This window comes from Fictibacillus sp. S7, from assembly GCF_004127935.1.
GTDB classification, from domain to species: domain Bacteria; phylum Bacillota; class Bacilli; order Bacillales; family Fictibacillaceae; genus Fictibacillus_C; species Fictibacillus_C enclensis.
This window is the reverse complement of sequence record NZ_QJKL01000001.1, coordinates 1,100,327-1,118,117: the sequence shown is the minus strand read 5'-3', so window position 1 is coordinate 1,118,117 and position 17,791 is coordinate 1,100,327. Positions and strand designations below refer to the sequence as shown.

The window sequence follows — 17,791 nt, the reverse complement described above, 5'->3', positions numbered from 1 at the left end:
GAAGCTGTGGATGAGTATACGGATGAAAAGAATAGAAGGGGTGGAGTACATGATTGATCAACTTTCCTGGAAAGTTGGCGGACAGCAAGGGGAAGGAATCGACAGTACCGGTGAAATTTTTGCCATGGCCTTAAACCGGCTTGGATACTATCTCTACAGCTACCGGCACTTTTCTTCTCGAATTAAAGGCGGCCATACGAATAATAAAATCCGCGTCAGCACAAAGCAAACCAGATCGATTTCCGATGATCTGGATATTCTTGTCGCATTTGACCAGGAAACGATCGATGTTAATATACATGAAATGCGGGACGGCGGTGTCGTCATCGGTGATGCTAAATTCAATCCGGTCGTACCAGAAGGATCAAAGGTCAGGCTTTTTTCCGTGCCGTTTACGGAGATTGCCAATGAGCTCGGAACATCGCTCATGAAAAACATGGTAGCCATCGGGGCAACCAGTGCGGTTCTTGATCTTCCCGCTGAAGCTTATACCGAAGTAGTGGAAGAAATCTTTTTACGAAAAGGCGCTAAAGTCGTTGAAAAGAACATGGAAGCCATCCGAAGGGGTGCGGCTTACTTTATGGAGGCAGCCGGCGGACCTCTTGCAGGCTTCCAGTTGAACAAGGCGGATGGTCAAAAACGGATGTTTATGATTGGCAATGATGCGATCGCTCTTGGTTTTGTGGCAGGTGGCGTGCGTTTCATGTCTGCTTATCCGATTACACCGGCGTCTGAAATTATGGAATACCTGATTAAAAAGCTTCCCCAGTTTGGCGGAACTGTTATTCAGACAGAGGATGAGATTGCGGCAGCCACAATGGCAATCGGCGCGAACTATGCCGGTGTTCGTACAGTTACTTCTTCTGCAGGACCAGGTTTGTCCCTCATGATGGAATCTATCGGTCTTGCCGGCATGACCGAAACGCCGCTCGTAATCGTCGATACGCAGCGCGGAGGCCCGAGTACAGGACTTCCTACCAAACAGGAACAGTCCGACTTGATGGCTATGATTTACGGTACTCATGGTGAAATTCCAAAGGTCGTTATGGCGCCAAGTACCGCAGAGGAAGCCTTTTATGATGCAGTGGAAGCACTAAATATTGCCGAAGAATATCAATGTCCTGTTATTCTTTTGACCGATCTTCAGCTTTCACTCGGCAAGCAGTCCGTTGAACCGCTTGACTTTGGAAAAGTGGAAATTCGCCGCGGCGCACTGGACCTGAACGCTGAGCTTCCGGAAGTGGAAGGCGGTTATTTCAAACGATATGAAGTAACAGAATCAGGCGTTTCGCCGCGTGTCATCCCTGGGATGAAAAACGGTATTCATCACGTAACCGGGGTAGAGCACGATGAGACGGGCAAGCCTTCCGAGGTGGCAGCCAACCGCCTGAAGCAAATGGATAAACGCTTGAGAAAGCTTAAGAATTTAACATTCAATACACCAGTCGTTAAATACACGCCGAACGAGGAAGCCGACCTGCTGCTCGTTGGTTTTAATTCCACCCGGGGTGTGATTGAAGAAATCATTCCTCGTCTGGAAGCAGAAGGACATAAGGTGAACCATGCACACCTTCGCCTGATTCATCCGTTCCCGCTTAAAGAAATGAAAGAATTGGTGGATTCAGCGAAAAAAGTAGCTGTTATCGAAAATAACGCAACAGGTCAGCTTGCCAACATTCTCAAGATGAACCTTGGATCACACGAAAAGATTGAAAGCATCTTGAAATATGATGGTAATCCTTTCCTTCCATCGGAAGTTTTCAATAAATGCAAGGAGCTGGTTTAAGTGGCGACGTTTAAAGAATTCAGAAACTCAGTAAAACCGAATTGGTGTCCCGGCTGCGGAGATTTCTCCGTTCAGGCATCCATACAGCGGGCAGCAGCCAACGTGGGTCTTGAGCCGGATGATCTCGCCGTCATTTCCGGCATCGGCTGTTCCGGACGTATTTCCGGTTATATCAAATCCTATGGCTTCCATGGCATCCATGGACGCGTGCTGCCGATTGCTCAGGGCGTTAAAATGGCAAACCGTGACCTGACCGTTATTGCTTCCGGTGGTGACGGCGATGGATTTGCCATCGGTATGGGCCATACCGTTCATGCCATCCGCCGAAACATTGATGTCACGTACATCGTTATGGACAATCAAATTTACGGATTAACCAAAGGGCAAACGTCTCCGCGATCTGCTGAAGGCTTTAAGACGAAAAGTACACCAGAGGGTTCTGTGGAATCAGCCATCGGAATCATGGAGCTTGCCCTTACCGCAGGCGCCACTTTTGTTGCACAGAGCTTTTCCAGTGATTTAAAAGAATTGACTGCGATTATTCAAAAAGGTATCGAGCACAAAGGGTTCTCCCTGATTAATGTATTCTCGCCTTGTGTGACATACAATAAAGTGAACACGTATGACTGGTTTAAAGAGCACTTAATCAGTCTTGATACGATCGAAGGATATGATTCTTCCAACCGTATGAAGGCCATGCAAACCTTAATGGAGCATGACGGACTGGTCAAGGGAATCATCTATCAAAACACACAGAAGCCATCCTACCAGGAATTGGCTCACGGCTACAGCCAAGACGCACTCGCTCATGCTGACCTCAAAATGGATGAGCAGAAATTCAATGAGTTGCTCGCGGAATTTATGTAAAAAAAGAAAAGGCATCCTGAACCATGTTCAGGATGCCTTTTTTTGCTGTGAAAGCGCCAGACGGAGCTTTTTGTTTCTTGCGATGGAAACCATGTTGATCAAGAGAAAGATCATCGTAATGTAAAAGATGTCTTTAATATTATAGGTGGCTGCAATAAAGGTGCCGAGCAGCGGGCCCAGCAGATTTCCGAGAAAGCGTGCCGATGAACTGAGACCGAATGCTGTCGCCTGAAGATGAGCGGGAGCGAGTTTTTTTACAAGTATATTTAACGAAGGAATCATCCCACCGATAAAGAGGCCGAGCAGAAACCTTCCCGCAAGAAGCACCTTGACGTTGGTGGCCAGGACTTGCGGCAGAAAAGCGAGGGTGGCCATGATCAGAGAGAAAATGAGCACCTTTCGCTGGCCGATTTTATCACCGATCCTTCCCAGTATGGGTGAACCAATGAGGTTGGCGATCCCGGTTACCGCACTGATCAAACCAACAATCAGGGTTAGATGCTGGCCGTGATAAATCGTTCTCGTGTAAAGTGTGATGATCGGCTGAATGCTCATCATGGCGAGCTGAGTAATGGCAGCCGCAATAAAAACAGGAAAAAGCGGTCGCAATGCTTTGTATTCCTTTTTCTTTTTCTGCTTTTGACCCTTTTTCGTTTTCACCGTTACATCTTCATGAATGAGAAACAGGACGACCAGGCCGGCGATCAAAGTGAGCCCGCCCGTTACGAAAAAGACGCCTTCAAAGCCGAACACTTCCGATAAAAAGCCACCGATTAAAGGACCGACAAGGGTTCCGACGATCTGGCCCGTTTGCAGGGTGCCCAGTGATTTGCCGGCGTGCTCATCAGGCGTAACGGAGGCTTGAAGGGAGATGCTCATGGAAATAAAGCCCGAAAACAAACCGTTGATCAGGCGAAGAATCAACAGCTGGCCCGGCCCGGTGGCAAAGCCCATCAATGCAGTAATAGCTCCCATTCCGGTCGCAGAGCGGATGAGCATGGCTTTACGTCCGTAGCGGTCGGCAAGCGAGCCCCAGAGCGGCTGAAACAAGAAAGAGGTAATAAATTGGGCTGAAAAAATCCAGCCGGTCCAATGCTCCACCTGCTGGAGGTTATGAACGCCAAGCTTTTCGATATAAAGGGGTAAGAAGGGGATGATCAGACTCATGCCGGCCGCAATGAGAAAATTGGCCGGCCAGAGGATCCATAGGGAGCGTTTCCAGTACATAAAACCATCATCTCTTTCGTTTGCAAAGTTTCTGATTCTATTTTACTCTTATTTATTAATAAAGTGAAATATAAGTATGGTTAAATACAAGAGCATTACCATGGCAAACATTCCTTTTGAGCGGGAAGTCTGTTATAATATTAAAGTTATGAAAGAAACGGCCCCAGAACGTTTAGGGAGGAATTGCAGTGAATCAACCAGGATCAACACCTGCGAAAGATAAAGAAAAAACGACGAAGGATTATGCCAGCTATTTTCAGACAACCTATCAGCCTCCGTCATTGAAGGACGCGAAGAAACGCGGAAAAGAACAAATTAACATCGTAAAAGATTTTGCCGTCGATGAAGACTTGAAAAAAATCGGTGCCGGCAAAAAATTCTATATCAGAACATACGGCTGCCAGATGAATGAACATGACACCGAGGTCATGGCCGGCATCCTGTCCGATATGAGTTATGAAGCAACAACAGACATGAAGGAAGCTGACTTGATTTTGCTGAACACCTGTGCCATCCGGGAAAATGCGGAAAACAAAGTGTTTGGTGAACTGGGCCACTTAAAACCGATGAAGGTTGAAAATCCCGATCTTTTAATCGGAGTGTGCGGCTGCATGTCCCAGGAAGAATCAGTCGTGAACAAGCTTCTTAAAACGTATGATCAGGTGGACATGATATTCGGTACCCATAACATCCACAGACTGCCTCAAATTGTAAAAGAAGCCTACTTTTCCAAAGAGCGTGTCGTGGAAGTGTGGTCCAAAGAGGGAGATATCGTAGAGAACCTCCCGCGTGTGCGCAAAGGCAACATTCAGGGATGGGTCAACATCATGTACGGCTGTGACAAGTTCTGTACGTACTGCATCGTTCCGTATACCCGAGGAAAGGAACGAAGCCGCCGTCCGGAGGATATTATCGAGGAAGTAAGGCACCTGGCCCGGAACGGCTATCAGGAAGTCACACTGCTCGGGCAGAACGTCAATGCGTATGGTAAAGACTTTGAGGACATAGAATACGGCCTCGGCGATCTTATGGATGAAATCCGTAAAATCGATATCCCGAGAGTCCGGTTTACTACCAGTCATCCCCGTGACTTTGATGACCATCTGATCGAAGTGCTCGCCAAGGGAGGAAACCTTGTAGAACATATTCACCTGCCAGTCCAGCACGGGAACAGTGATATTTTAAAGCTCATGGCCAGAAAATACACCCGTGAACATTTCCTTGAGCTGGCGGGCAAAATCAAGAATGCGATCCCGAATGCTTCATTTACGACAGACATTATTGTCGGGTTTCCAAACGAAACTGAAGAACAGTTTCAGGACACCTTATCTCTTGTAAAAGAAGTGGAATTTGACGCAGCCTATTCGTTCATCTACTCACCAAGGGAGGGGACACCTGCAGCGAAGATGAAGGATAATGTGCCGCATGAAGTGAAAAAGGACAGACTGCAGCGTTTGAATGCCGTCCTGAATGAAATTTCCCTCCGCAAAAACCAGGCTTATCTTGACACGGTGGTCGAGGTACTCGTTGAAGGGGAAAGCAAGAAGAATCCGGAAGTCCTGTCCGGTCATACGGCCTCCAATAAAGTAGTAAACTTCAGAGGGCCGAAGCATTTGATTGGAAAGATTGTTAAAGTCCATATTACGGATGCAAAAACATGGACATTAAGCGGTGATCTAGCAGACGAAAAGGCGGGAGTGGTTTAAGGATGAGCTATACAAAAAGTGATATTTTAGACAAAGCAAAAGAATTGGCGGAAATGATTGCTCAAACCGAAGAAGTGGATTTTTTCAAAAGGGCGGAACAGCAAATTAATGAAAACAGCAATGTATCTACATTGGTTGCCCGGATTAAACAATTACAAAAAGAAGCCGTCAATCTTCAGCATTATGGCAAGCATGAAGCACATAAAGAAATGGAAGCCAAGATTGACTCCCTTATGGCAGAAATGGACAGCATTCCGGTTGTTCAGGAATTCAAGCAGTCACAAGCGGATGTGAATGACATATTACAGATGGTGTCTCATACGATTTCCAATACAGTTACCGACGAGATCATCGAATCGACCGGCGGAGACCAGTTAAAAGGAACCACCGGATCAGCTGAAAGCTGCGCAAGCGGCAGCTGCGGATGCCATTAAGGCACAAGACCAGGAGAATCTGACATTCTCTTGGTCTTTTTTTTATGCTTTTTTAAATTTCACGTACCGTATTATTAATATAAAAATTTTAAAAAACAGGTCACCATCTGGGCATCTTACATAAACTGTATTAACGGATTCATAAAAAAATAGTTAGCACACTAGTCATTCGCCCTGCATAGGATGAAATGAAGATTGGAAGAGGAGGGGTTAAGTCTATGGCGAACATAGATCAAGATCTGAATTACAGAGAGATAATCTGCAAAGCTGTATGCGGCAAGGGACGGAAATTCTCTCAGTCAACACATACGATCACTCCGAGTCATAAACCGACGAGCATTCTGGGAAGCTGGATCATCAATCATACCTTTAAAGCTACCAGGTCGGCGGATGACAGCGTGACAGTGGAAGGCAGATATGATGTAAACATTTGGTATTCATACAACAATAACACGAAAACGGAAGTATGCACGGAAACCGTGGGCTATAAGGATGAAATTATTCTGAGTACAAAAGATGAACATGCCACGGGCAAGGACCTTGATGTTTCTGCACGCTGCATTCAGGCCCCGAACACGCTCGAATGCACCATTTCACCGAACGGCAGCCGTATGGTCATTCAGTGTGAACGGGAATTTGTGTGTGATGTGATTGGCGAAACGAAGGTATGTGTTTATGTAAACTCCGATGCCAAGCCAGATGAGTGGGAAGATAAGGATTGGGATTACGGGCTCGACGATGAGGATGTTGAAGATATCGACCAGTTCTTCATGGGCGAACTGGAGGAATAAAAGCACAAGGAAGAAGGGGCCTTCTTCCTTGCTTTTTTATTGTGGGAAAGGATTTGTTTTCTTGAGTCTTCGCAATCGTACTATGCTATAATGAACTATTGTAAAAAGTACTTAGAAGTTAGGTGAAAGCATGGCCCAATATACTCCCATGATGCAGCAGTATTTAAAAATCAAATCGTCGCACCGGGACGCTTTTTTATTTTTCAGGCTCGGTGATTTTTATGAAATGTTCTTTGAGGATGCGGTGAAGGCATCTCAGTTCCTTGAAATTACACTGACAAGCAGAGACGGCGGAACGTCCGACCGCATTCCAATGTGCGGCGTGCCCCACCATTCTGCCGCCAACTATATTAAACAGCTCGTGGAAGCAGGCCATAAAGTGGCCATCTGCGAGCAGGTGGAAGACCCGAAAGAAGCAAAAGGAGTCGTGAAACGGGAAGTGATCCAAATCATTACACCGGGAACGGTCATGGATCACAACCTTCTCAAAGAAACGGAAAATAATTTTATCGCCGCGGTTGCCTGCGGCGAGGAAGAATACAGCATTGTGTTGAATGACTTGTCCACCGGTGAACTGAAAGGCTATCAGTTCAGGGGAGACTCCACTATGCTGCTTCAGGAGGTACAAGCCCTTCATGCACGGGAAGTTATATCGTCGGCTCCGGTTTATGAAGAGATTGCCGAACCACTCCGGCTTCGTTATCAGATCACAAGCTCCATTCAGGATGAGGGGGAAGTACCCGATCCCTTTGCGCATTTACTCGGGGAAAATGAAAGTCCGCTTCTGAAGGAAGCATGCGGACGTTTGTTTCACTATTTGCTGCACACCCAAAAACGGGCATTGGATCATATTCAGCCGGTCAGTGTTCAGCATCTTAATGAATACATGAAGCTAGACAGCTTCTCGAAACGAAACCTGGAGCTGGTGGAAACGAACAGGGCAAAAGGCAAGAAAGGTTCTTTGTTATGGCTTCTTGACCGTACAGTAACAGGGATGGGAAGCCGAAGACTGAAACAATGGATTGAACAGCCTCTGCTTATACCAGAACGGATCAAACAGCGGCTTGGGGTAGTGGAAGAACTGATGCAGGAATTTTTCGTCCGGCAGGAGCTTCGCGACCAGCTAAAAAAAGTGTATGACCTGGAGCGGCTGGCAGGAAAAGTGTCGTTCGGGAACATTACAGCACGCGACCTGATTCAATTAAAGCATACGCTTGGAAGCGTGCCGGGAATCAAACAGAGTCTTTCACAGCTGAAAAATCCATACAGCCTCGAGATTTCATATAAGATGGATTTGCACGAAGATTTATTTGACTATCTTGAGCGTTCGCTGCATGACGATCCCCCTCTCTCTATCAAAGAAGGAGGAATCATTAAAGATGGTTACCATGAAGAACTGGATACATATCGGGATGCCAGTGTGAACGGAAAAGCATGGATTGCTTCCCTTGAACAAAGAGAACGAAATGAAACGGGAATCAAATCTCTAAAGATCGGCTACAACCGGATCTTTGGATATTTTATAGAAGTTACCCGGTCCAACCTTTCGCTGATCCCGGAAGGCCGCTATGAGCGAAAGCAGACGCTTGCCAATGCTGAGCGGTTTGTTACACCGGATCTTAAAGAAAAAGAGCGTCTTATTCTTGAAGCTGAGGAAAAGATGGTTGCGCTCGAATATGATTTGTTTTTACAGGTAAGAGAACACGTAAAAGGCTATATCCAGTCCCTTCAGGAGTTGGCCAAACAGCTTAGTGAAATTGACGTCCTTCAGGCGTTTGCCACAGTCAGTGAGGAGCAGCGCTATGTGAAGCCGGTTATTTCAGATTCCAACCACGTGGAAATCATCAACGGCCGCCATCCGGTGGTGGAAAAGGTGATGGACGCCCAAGAGTACGTGCCCAATGATATCAGTTTAAACTCCGATCGGTCCATGCTGCTGATAACAGGACCGAACATGGCCGGGAAAAGCACGTACATGAGACAGCTGGCATTGACCGCCATCATGATGCAGATCGGCTGCTTCGTACCAGCCGATCAGGCAGAGCTCCCGCTTTTCGACCAAATTTTCACCCGGATTGGAGCGGCGGATGACCTGGTAGGCGGACAAAGTACATTTATGGTGGAAATGCTTGAAACGCGGTACGCCTTGAAAAAAGCAACGAGAGAAAGCCTCATTCTGCTGGATGAAATCGGAAGAGGAACATCTACCTATGACGGAATGGCCCTGGCACAGTCCATCGTTGAATACATTCATCACCATATCGGAGCCAAGACGCTGTTTTCCACCCATTATCATGAATTGACCGTACTGGAATCCGAACTTGATTCATTGAAAAACGTGTATGTGTCAGCGATTGAGGAGCAAGGGAAATTGGTGTTCCTTCATAAAGTTATCGATGGCCAAGCCGACAAAAGCTTTGGTATTCATGTCGCGCAGCTGGCAGAATTGCCAACAGGCGTCATCGAACGGGCGAAAGAAATTTTGCTGGATTTCGAATCCTTCGACCATTCTCCTAAAAAAGCAGTAAAAGAGATTGATAAGGTAGCGGAAGAGGACACCCAGCTAAGCCTGTTTGCTGAAGAACCCCATTCCAGCAAAAAGAGGGAAACTTCAGTGGTGGAGCAAGAGTTGAAATCTCTTAATCTCTTGGAGATGACACCTCTCGATGCAATGAATGCGTTGTTTAACCTGCAAAAGAAAGTAAAATAAAGGAGACGATCAAGTGGGAAAAATTATCCAACTGGACGATCACCTATCTAATAAAATTGCGGCGGGTGAGGTCGTTGAGCGTCCTGCATCAGTCGTGAAGGAACTTGTGGAAAATTCAATCGATGCGCACTCTACCCGCATTGAAATCGAACTGGAAGAGGGAGGACTCTCTCTCATTCGGATCATTGACAATGGGGACGGCATTGAACCCGAGGACTGCAAGCTTGCCTTCAGCCGGCACGCCACGAGTAAAATAAAAGAAGAGCAGGACCTGTTTCAGATCCGCACAATGGGCTTTCGTGGAGAAGCGTTGCCCTCCATCGCTTCTGTTTCCCATATGGAAATGAGTACAGGAACAGGAAATGGACCGGGGACAACACTGGTGCTGGTAAATGGAGAGGTTCAGTCTCTTTCTTCCACTAACGCGAGAAAAGGAACTGACATTACCGTCCGCCATTTATTTTATAATACACCGGCCAGACTGAAGCACATGAAGACGATCAATACAGAGCTTGGAAACATTTCAGATGTGATCAACCGGCTGGCGATGGGCCATCCGGAAGTCTCATTCCGACTGCGCCATAATGGACGCGATATATTAAACACGAATGGCAACGGGAATGTGTTAAATGTCATCGCAGCCGTTTACGGAATGAACGTTGCCAGAAACATGGTCCCGGTGTCCGCCAAATCCCTGGACTATGAAATCAATGGTTATATTGCAAAACCGGAAATAACAAGAGCTTCAAGAAATTATGTTTCCTTGTTCATGAACGGCCGATATATCAAAAATTACAATGTCCAGCGTGCCATCCAGCAGGCGTATCATACACTCTTGCCGATTGGCAGGCATCCGGTTGTTTCTCTGTCCATCACAATGGACCCGTCCATTATTGATGTAAACGTTCATCCTTCCAAGCTGGAAGCCAGGTTGAGCAAAGAACCGGAGCTCACCGGTCTCATTGAAGAAGAAGTGAGAAACGTACTCCGGTCCCTCAGGCTGATTCCCGAACCGGTGAGGATTGAACAGAAACCGCAAAAGGATTACTCAGAACAAGGATCCTTTTCGTTCGAACACCGGTTATCTTCTCCGGAGAACACGAACACCATCACTGAAGAAGCAGATGCTCCAAAAAAGGCTCAAGTATGGAACGGAACTGCAAAGCTGCAGGAAGAACCAGCAGGTTTCAGCCCGGTCCAGCCGGCCACAATCCCGGCATTCGACTCCATTTCTAAGGTGGAAAAGGCTTCAGAAGCAGACATCCTTGAAGAACCATTTATACAGGAAGAAGCACCCTCATTTGAACCGGAACCAGTGGTAAAGCCAAAGGAACAACCGGAGGAAAAGATTGAAAAAATCCCTGTCATGTATCCGATCGGGCAAATGCATGGAACCTATATCATTGCTCAGAATGAAGAAGGCATGTATCTTATCGACCAGCATGCGGCACAGGAACGGATCAAATATGAATTTTTCAGAGAAAAAGTAGGACAGGTCGCATCAGAGCTGCAGGAGCTGATGATCCCGCTAACCTTTCAGTTTACAAGCAAAGAAGCGCTGACGATTAATGACAACCTTGAAGCTCTTGAGCAGGTGGGTGTTTTTCTTGAACCCTTCGGATTGGGTACATTCATTGTTAAAGCTCACCCTCAATGGTTTCCTTCAGGCTATGAACAGGAAAGCATTGAAGACCTTATCGGTCAGGTATTAAAAGATAAAAAGGCGGATATTAAAAAATTACGTGAAAAAGCAGCGATTATGATGTCGTGCAAAGGCTCCATTAAAGCCAATCATCATCTGCGCAATGATGAAATATTCTCGCTGCTTGAGACACTCCGAAAGAGTGAAGATCCTTATACATGTCCACATGGCCGGCCAATCATCGTGCACTTTTCAACCTATGAAATGGAAAAGATGTTTAAGCGCGTCATGTAATCCCAAAAACCGGTGCTTCATTTATAAAGGCACCGGTTTTTTACCATTTTGGTTTTTTGTGAGTTTTCGTATATGATAGGAAGAAACAGAGTTAAAATCAATTGATGATTGATAGGAGTTTTTATGAAAGAACGATTGATTGTAATTGTCGGTCCCACGGCGGTCGGTAAAACAAAAACCGGAATAGAACTGGCTAAAGCGTTGAACGGTGAGGTGATCAGCGGGGATTCCATGCAGATCTACAGGGGCATGGACATCGGGACGGCGAAAATTTCAAAAGATGAGATGGAAGGTATTCCGCATCACCTGATTGATATAAAAGATCCATGTGATTCTTTTTCTGCGGCAGAATTCCAGGATCGGGCTAAAACCTGTATTACGGATATCAACAAGCGCGGTAAATTGCCCATTATTGTCGGGGGCACCGGGTTGTATATCCGTTCGGTCACCCATAAATATATGTTTTCAACCGCATCCGGCGATGAACATTACCGCAAAAAGCTTGAGGATCTGCATTCAGAAAAAGGCGCGGACTGGCTATACGCCATTTTGCAGGAAAAAGATCCGGAGAGTGCAACTCGCATCCATCCAAACAATGTGAGAAGGGTAATCCGTGCGCTTGAAATCTATCATGTAACAGGAAAAACGATGACAGAGACCCTCAAGGAGCAGGAACAATCTCAAGAGAGTCCTTACGATTTACGCTTAATCGGACTTTCGATGGAACGCAGCCTGTTGTATAAACGAATCAATGAACGTGTGGATCAAATGATGTCCCAGGGACTCTTGGCAGAAGCGGAGCGTTTATATCGAGAAGGGGTCCGGGACTGCCAATCGGTTCAGGCAATCGGCTATAAAGAGATCTATGAATATCTTGATGGGCGTATGACGTTAGAAGAAGCTGTCGAACTTCTGAAGCGGAATTCTAGACGATATGCCAAGCGCCAGTACACCTGGTTCAGAAATCAAATGGATGTTCAATGGTTTGATATGTCCGCTTTAAACTTTTACGAGAAATTTAATGAAATCAGATTATTTGTAGAAGGAAAAGAAAAGAACTTGTCGAATGACTATTCTAATGGCAAATGAGGAGGACGTATACATGAAGCAAGCGATCAATATCCAGGATCAGTATTTGAACCAATTACGACGAGAAAATATCTATGTGACTGTATATTTACTAAATGGTTTTCAACTTAAAGGGCTGGTGAAAGGGTTCGATAACTTTACGGTCATCCTGGAATCAGAAGGAAAACAACACTTAATATACAAACATGCCATCTCAACTTTCACACCTCATCGTCCGGTGGAGCTGCCGGCTGAAAATTGATACATAGGTACGTTGGGAACTGAAAAAAAACCTTGCTGAACGTTCAGCAAGGTTTTTTTATGTTGGTATGGCCTGAAGATAATCATAGTATCGGCGGAGGCTTAGGGGAGATTTGAATCCGTATTTGGTTTTCATGATTTCAAAATCAAGTCCTGCCTTTACATCATTCAGAATGCACGTTCTCCTCAGATGCTGCGCCGATATCCCCTTGCGCAAACCGGATCTTTGGATTTCAAGCCGGATCATTTTTTGTACCGCAATCTGGGTGAGCGGTTTTGGGGAACGTGTTTTGTATACCCAGCGGTAGGTTCCCCGCTGATAGTCAAAAGCAGCCAGGAAGTGGTCGTTGGAATACCATGCCGGACGAACGGCCTGTGGGATGGTCTCATAATAGGAATAAAGCAACATCTGGTTATTTTTCTCTAATGGTATGTCTCGGGTAAGGCTCGTTTCTGACGGAACATGAACATACCCTTTTGTGAAGTTGATATGTTTCATTCTGAGTGATGTGAGCTCATGCAGCGTTAATCCATAGTAGGCAAGCAGCGTAATAATCGACTGGTTGCGGTCGATCAGCATGTGACGGTATTTTTGCTGATTTTCCGTTAAGCCCTCATACGAACGCACGGTTTCAAACAGCCGCTGGAGCTCTTCCTTTGTGATAAAGTCCTCTTCCGTAAAAAAAGGATCATCCTTAGGACCGATTTGAACGCCGTTTACCGGATTGAAAGAAAGGTTCCCTAAAGCGATCTGAAACTGGACGAGCTGCTTGAGCACTGTCAGTACACGCTGAAGAGTGCGAAGCGAATAGCGGCGCTCGTTCATTAAAAAATCAAAATACAATTGAAAGTCTCTGGTTTGCAGTGACTGAAAGGCTGAAAAGCTGTCCTCTTTTTTGACGACACGCATCCATGCCAAAAAGTCATTCACATCATAAAAATATCGCCTGATGGTACTTTCCTGTCTGCCTTTCTTCTCCAATGCTTCTAAATAAACAGCCGAATAGTTCGGCAAGGAATCGATAAGCGGAAACATAGCAACCTCCGTATGGCGTTTTTTTCATTATACCAATACTTACCTCCAAGGGCACATATTAACAAAATGAATATTTGCATGTGGAAGATTGAACACTAACCCTAACAATGAAAAAGAGAGGGTTATTCCATGCGAAACTATTTGCTAGTCATTGGAGCGGTGATCATGATTTCGGGCTGTTCAGAACAAGAACTGGATCTGAACCAAGATAAAAACTACAAGGCTCCAACGAAGGTCAACATGAAGAAATTGCCGAACTCCCAAAATGATGCTCCCAATGTGAATGAAAAAAACTATGAGGCGAAAAATGCGAAGGAAATTCATGATCTGGCAGTAACCGTGTCAGGGGTAAAACAGGCAGATGTCATTGTGAGCGGCATTTATACACTCGTAGGAATTACGCCCGAGAAACAACTTTCTCAGGAACAAAAGGACCGGTTGCGGCTGAAGGTCTACCAGAGCATCAAGGGTAATGAGCACGGAAAGAATGCTGCGATTACAGCTGATCCCGCACTTATTAAGGAAATGAGGGGGATTCAGCGCAAAATTGATGATGGCGATACGCTGAATACGGATGATGTTTACAATAGGCTGGGGATTTTAATCGGCAAAATTGTCCCGCCGTCCAATCAGGCAAAGAAAAACGAACAAAAAGATATGGACCGGATGAAGCGCAACAATCAGGGGAGGCAAGTGTACGAATAAAACTATTTCCCGGAGAAGCGCAGAAAATGACAAAAACCCCTAAACTTTTTCAAAAAAGTTTGAGGGGTTTTTGTCAATTATAGAAAAACTTTAGGGATTTTTCGATTAAAGAGAAGCTTCGACCGGAATATTATTTTCGTCCGATTTAGCCCCCTGCTGCGGTTTGAACTTACCGGCAAGGAAACTTGCAATCGTTATGGTGATCACGGAATAGAGTGCGTTCACTATTCCAACCATCAATGAGGCGGACAAAACAATAAGAAAATCGGTAATGAACAGTGTCTTTCCGCGATTGATGGAAAGATGCTGATCCATATAAACGGCCAAAATGTGGATGCCTCCAAGTGAAGCTCCGTTATTGAGGACGAGCACCACTCCGCTTCCAATGATCAATCCAGCTGCAACAGCAATAAATATCGGATGGACACCATTTGTCGGAGCAATCTTCAAAAAGCCGCTGAGGATGGAAATCAGAGAGATGCAAAGCAATGTATAAACAGAAAACAATATTCCCAATCTTTTTACCGATAAAATAAAGAAGGGAAGGTTAATCATAAAAAACCAAACGCCCCAGGAAATCCCCGTTGAAAAGGTTAATAAAGTAGAGATGCCAGCTGTGCCCCCAAACGTGAGATGGGAAATGGTCAGCAGCTTTGTCCCGAAAGCGGTTAAAAACAATCCGGTAATCACTAGTAAAGCCTTTTTGATAAAATACATTTTCATCGTTCCTTTATTCGCAACTAATTTCAACAATAAGATAGCTAGAAATATTAGTCAATACAATTTTTCGTTTAAATATACATTGAAATTTCTGAAAATACTGTTTATCTGAACATTTATAGCGTTTTTGTTGTATAAAAATACGAAATTAATTATAAAGATTAAGGGATTCCGAGTTGTTCTCCAAGCCCGTATAATTGCCACTCTCAAGAATACATTAGAATGAGGGCAGGAAAAGATAGGCATTTGTCACCCATAAACAATGTCATGCGTATATTAATTCTAGACAGCTAAAGAGAGGTGAATCTCTTGCATGATTCCATGACATTTAAAAAGAAGACCCAGATCAACATTATCCTGAATCAGAATACAGAAAGAGAGAAAGTGGAAGACGCGCCTGTTTCTGCACCAAAGGAAGGGCGGCAGCTTGAAAAGCATCTTCCGTTAAAAAAAATGGAACAGGAAATGTCGTCGTTGGTTGGCATGGAGGAACTGAAGAATTTCATTAAGGAAATCTATGCGTGGCTTTATGTGAATAAATGCAGAGAAAATCAAGGGCTGAAGGTTGAAAAACAAGTGCTTCACATGATGTTTAAGGGAAATCCGGGAACAGGAAAGACGACGGTAGCCCGTTTGCTTGGAAACCTGTTTCTGGAAATGAATGTTCTTTCAAAGGGGCATCTGATTGAAGTGGAGCGTGCCGATCTAGTCGGAGAATATATCGGTCATACCGCCCAGAAAACAAGAGATCTGCTAAAAAAGGCGATGGGCGGGATTTTGTTTATTGATGAAGCCTATTCGCTCGCCCGCGGCGGCGAAAAGGATTTTGGGAAAGAAGCGATTGATACCCTTGTAAAAGCGATGGAAGACCAGCAGCATGATTTTATTCTGATTCTTGCCGGTTATTCGGGAGAGATGGACCGATTCCTGAAACTGAATCCAGGTTTGCCGTCACGATTTCCAATCATGGTCACGTTCCCCGATTACTCGGTTGATGAACTCATGGAAATCTCCCGGAAAATGGTTGCCGAACGGCAGTATATCATGGCCAAAGATTCGGAGTGGAAGCTGCGGCAGCACCTGCAGCGCGTGTGTGCGGCCGGTGAAAAGTCCTTTTCAAATGGAAGGTACATCCGCAACATTATTGAAAAAGCGGTGAGAAAACAATCGGTCCGGTTGTTAAAAGAGGAACGGACGGACAAAAAATCATTGATGACACTCATGGCAGATGACCTGCATCTGGAAGAGAAACAAGGAATTTGATATGATGAACGTATCATAAAAAACGAAAGCAGGTCGATTTTTTGGAAGATACTACGCATTCTCAACAAGAGAAAGCCATCCTCGTTGGCTGCCAGCTGCCAGGGCAAACCGACGAGCGATTTTTTTATTCCATGGAAGAGCTGGAGTCCTTGACCAAAACAGCTCAGGGACAAGCTGTGGCCACGGTTACCCAAAAAAGGGAAAGATACGACGCGTCCACCTTCATCGGGAAAGGGAAGATTGAAGAGATTGTAGCTCTTGAAGAAGAGCTGGAGGCCGATCTTATTATTTTCAATGATGAGCTTACACCGGCGCAAAACCGGAATTTGTCCCGTTACTTTGAAGCACGGATCATTGACCGCACACAGCTGATCCTCGACATTTTCGCCACCCGTGCACGCTCCAGGGAAGGTAAGCTGCAGGTCGAACTGGCCCAGCTGCAATACATCCTGCCAAGGCTTGCCGGTATTGGTGCGTCTTTGTCGCGTCTTGGGGGCGGTATCGGCACCAGAGGTCCCGGGGAAACTAAGCTTGAACAGGACAGGCGGCATATCCGCACGAAGATTACCGATATTAAACGCCAGCTGGAAGATATCGTTCACCACCGGGAACGGTACAGAGAAAGGCGGAAGGAAAACCAGGCCATACAAGCAGCTCTGGTCGGCTATACTAACGCGGGTAAATCCACGCTGTTCAACGGATTGACGCAGGCAGACAGCTATGAAGAAGACCTGCTGTTTGCCACTCTTGATCCATTAACAAGAAAAATGCGTCTTCCTTCGGGATTGCAGGTGCTTGTCACCGACACCGTAGGATTCATTCAGGACTTGCCCACTTCGCTGATTGCTGCGTTTCGTTCGACACTTGAAGAAGTAAAAGAAGCGGATGTGCTCATCCATGTTATCGACGGTTCGAGCGAAGACCGCGGACAGCATGAAGAAACGGTGCTGTCAATCTTAAAGGAATTGGGAGCCGCATCCATTCCCATGGTGACTGTATTTAATAAGAAGGATCAATTTAATGAAGGCTTTATTCCGGCTGCTGCAACATCCATATCCATCTCTGCCTTTGAGACGGAGGATGTGCAGCGCTTAAAAGAAGTCATCGAAACAGAAATAAAAAAGCAAATGGATTACTATCATATTTTTGTTCCGGCTTCAGAAGGCAAAACGCTGTCCATGCTGAAAACAACGACCATATTAATGGAGCAAAAGTTTGAAGAAGAAAATCAAGCGTATGAATGTAAAGGCTATGCCTTGCCATCCGCGAAATTACAATAAA

At 45.5% G+C, this 17,791-nt stretch carries 15 protein-coding genes; 12 read left to right on the top strand and 3 right to left on the bottom strand.

Features of this window, described 5'->3' with window-relative positions; all coding sequences use genetic code 11:
* The first annotated feature begins 49 nt into the window (after positions 1-49).
* On the top strand, positions 50-1,786 hold the full coding sequence (locus DMO16_RS05655; RefSeq protein ID WP_129475927.1) for a 2-oxoacid:acceptor oxidoreductase subunit alpha: 1,737 nt from the start codon (positions 50-52) through the stop codon (positions 1,784-1,786).
* Positions 1,787-2,653: a 2-oxoacid:ferredoxin oxidoreductase subunit beta gene (locus DMO16_RS05650; protein WP_129475925.1), complete on the top strand. Its 867-nt coding sequence runs from the start codon at positions 1,787-1,789 to the stop codon at positions 2,651-2,653.
* A gap of 27 nt (positions 2,654-2,680) precedes the next feature.
* On the opposite strand, the gene DMO16_RS05645 is transcribed toward DMO16_RS05650, so the two are convergent.
* Positions 2,681-3,880, bottom strand: a complete 1,200-nt coding sequence (locus tag DMO16_RS05645) for an MFS transporter (protein WP_129475923.1) — start codon at positions 3,878-3,880, stop codon at positions 2,681-2,683.
* Between the two features lie 188 nt (positions 3,881-4,068).
* Between DMO16_RS05645 and miaB the strand changes: the two genes are divergently transcribed.
* The 7 genes from miaB to hfq all read left to right on the top strand — a co-directional run bounded on the left by miaB (position 4,069) and on the right by hfq (position 12,787).
* Positions 4,069-5,586 carry a tRNA (N6-isopentenyl adenosine(37)-C2)-methylthiotransferase MiaB gene (miaB, locus tag DMO16_RS05640; protein WP_061969599.1) on the top strand — a complete coding sequence of 506 codons (1,518 nt, stop codon included), beginning with the start codon at positions 4,069-4,071 and terminating at the stop codon, positions 5,584-5,586.
* Between the two features lie 2 nt (positions 5,587-5,588).
* Complete coding sequence (locus tag DMO16_RS05635) at positions 5,589-6,020, top strand: RicAFT regulatory complex protein RicA family protein (protein WP_061969602.1); 432 nt, start codon at positions 5,589-5,591, stop codon at positions 6,018-6,020.
* A gap of 218 nt (positions 6,021-6,238) precedes the next feature.
* On the top strand, positions 6,239-6,811 hold the full coding sequence (cotE, locus tag DMO16_RS05630) for an outer spore coat protein CotE (protein WP_061969604.1): 573 nt from the start codon (positions 6,239-6,241) through the stop codon (positions 6,809-6,811).
* A gap of 130 nt (positions 6,812-6,941) precedes the next feature.
* A complete protein-coding gene (mutS, locus tag DMO16_RS05625) occupies positions 6,942-9,521 on the top strand; it encodes a DNA mismatch repair protein MutS (RefSeq protein WP_129475918.1) in 2,580 nt (859 codons plus the stop codon).
* A gap of 13 nt (positions 9,522-9,534) precedes the next feature.
* Positions 9,535-11,457 carry a DNA mismatch repair endonuclease MutL gene (gene mutL / locus DMO16_RS05620; protein WP_129475916.1) on the top strand — a complete coding sequence of 641 codons (1,923 nt, stop codon included), beginning with the start codon at positions 9,535-9,537 and terminating at the stop codon, positions 11,455-11,457.
* Positions 11,458-11,580: 123 nt separating this feature from the next.
* Complete coding sequence (gene miaA, locus DMO16_RS05615; protein ID WP_129475914.1) at positions 11,581-12,546, top strand: tRNA (adenosine(37)-N6)-dimethylallyltransferase MiaA; 966 nt, start codon at positions 11,581-11,583, stop codon at positions 12,544-12,546.
* 13 nt (positions 12,547-12,559) lie between these two features.
* Positions 12,560-12,787 carry an RNA chaperone Hfq gene (gene hfq, locus DMO16_RS05610; RefSeq protein ID WP_061969616.1) on the top strand — a complete coding sequence of 76 codons (228 nt, stop codon included), beginning with the start codon at positions 12,560-12,562 and terminating at the stop codon, positions 12,785-12,787.
* 57 nt (positions 12,788-12,844) lie between these two features.
* On the opposite strand, the gene DMO16_RS05605 is transcribed toward hfq, so the two are convergent.
* Positions 12,845-13,822 (bottom strand): tyrosine-type recombinase/integrase, encoded by a 978-nt coding sequence (locus DMO16_RS05605; RefSeq protein WP_129475912.1) that lies wholly within the window; start codon positions 13,820-13,822, stop codon positions 12,845-12,847.
* 129 nt (positions 13,823-13,951) lie between these two features.
* Between DMO16_RS05605 and DMO16_RS05600 the strand changes: the two genes are divergently transcribed.
* On the top strand, positions 13,952-14,527 hold the full coding sequence (locus tag DMO16_RS05600) for a YhcN/YlaJ family sporulation lipoprotein (protein ID WP_129475910.1): 576 nt from the start codon (positions 13,952-13,954) through the stop codon (positions 14,525-14,527).
* A gap of 105 nt (positions 14,528-14,632) precedes the next feature.
* Here DMO16_RS05600 and DMO16_RS05595 read toward each other — a convergent pair whose 3' ends face one another.
* Complete coding sequence (locus DMO16_RS05595) at positions 14,633-15,280, bottom strand: YitT family protein (protein WP_206738064.1); 648 nt, start codon at positions 15,278-15,280, stop codon at positions 14,633-14,635.
* A gap of 276 nt (positions 15,281-15,556) precedes the next feature.
* On the opposite strand from DMO16_RS05595, the gene spoVK reads away from it, so the two are divergent.
* The gene (spoVK, locus tag DMO16_RS05590) at positions 15,557-16,510 is read left to right on the top strand and encodes a stage V sporulation protein K (protein ID WP_129475906.1); all 954 of its coding nucleotides are present in this window, start codon (positions 15,557-15,559) and stop codon (positions 16,508-16,510) included.
* A gap of 41 nt (positions 16,511-16,551) precedes the next feature.
* The gene (gene hflX / locus DMO16_RS05585) at positions 16,552-17,790 is read left to right on the top strand and encodes a GTPase HflX (protein WP_129475904.1); all 1,239 of its coding nucleotides are present in this window, start codon (positions 16,552-16,554) and stop codon (positions 17,788-17,790) included.
* Position 17,791 lies beyond the last annotated feature (1 nt).

Excerpts from the sequence above, each read along its gene's own strand:
- DMO16_RS05605 (WP_129475912.1), bottom strand. The coding sequence starts at position 13,822 with ATGTTTCCGCTTATCGATTCCTTGCCGAACTATTCGGCTGTTTATTTA.
- DMO16_RS05600 (WP_129475910.1), top strand. The coding sequence starts at position 13,952 with ATGCGAAACTATTTGCTAGTCATTGGAGCGGTGATCATGATTTCGGGC.
- DMO16_RS05635 (WP_061969602.1), top strand. The coding sequence starts at position 5,589 with ATGAGCTATACAAAAAGTGATATTTTAGACAAAGCAAAAGAATTGGCG.
- DMO16_RS05655 (WP_129475927.1), top strand. The coding sequence starts at position 50 with ATGATTGATCAACTTTCCTGGAAAGTTGGCGGACAGCAAGGGGAAGGA.
- cotE (WP_061969604.1), top strand. The coding sequence starts at position 6,239 with ATGGCGAACATAGATCAAGATCTGAATTACAGAGAGATAATCTGCAAA.
- mutS (WP_129475918.1), top strand. The coding sequence starts at position 6,942 with ATGGCCCAATATACTCCCATGATGCAGCAGTATTTAAAAATCAAATCG.
- DMO16_RS05645 (WP_129475923.1), bottom strand. The coding sequence starts at position 3,880 with ATGTACTGGAAACGCTCCCTATGGATCCTCTGGCCGGCCAATTTTCTC.
- miaA (WP_129475914.1), top strand. The coding sequence starts at position 11,581 with ATGAAAGAACGATTGATTGTAATTGTCGGTCCCACGGCGGTCGGTAAA.
- hfq (WP_061969616.1), top strand. The coding sequence starts at position 12,560 with ATGAAGCAAGCGATCAATATCCAGGATCAGTATTTGAACCAATTACGA.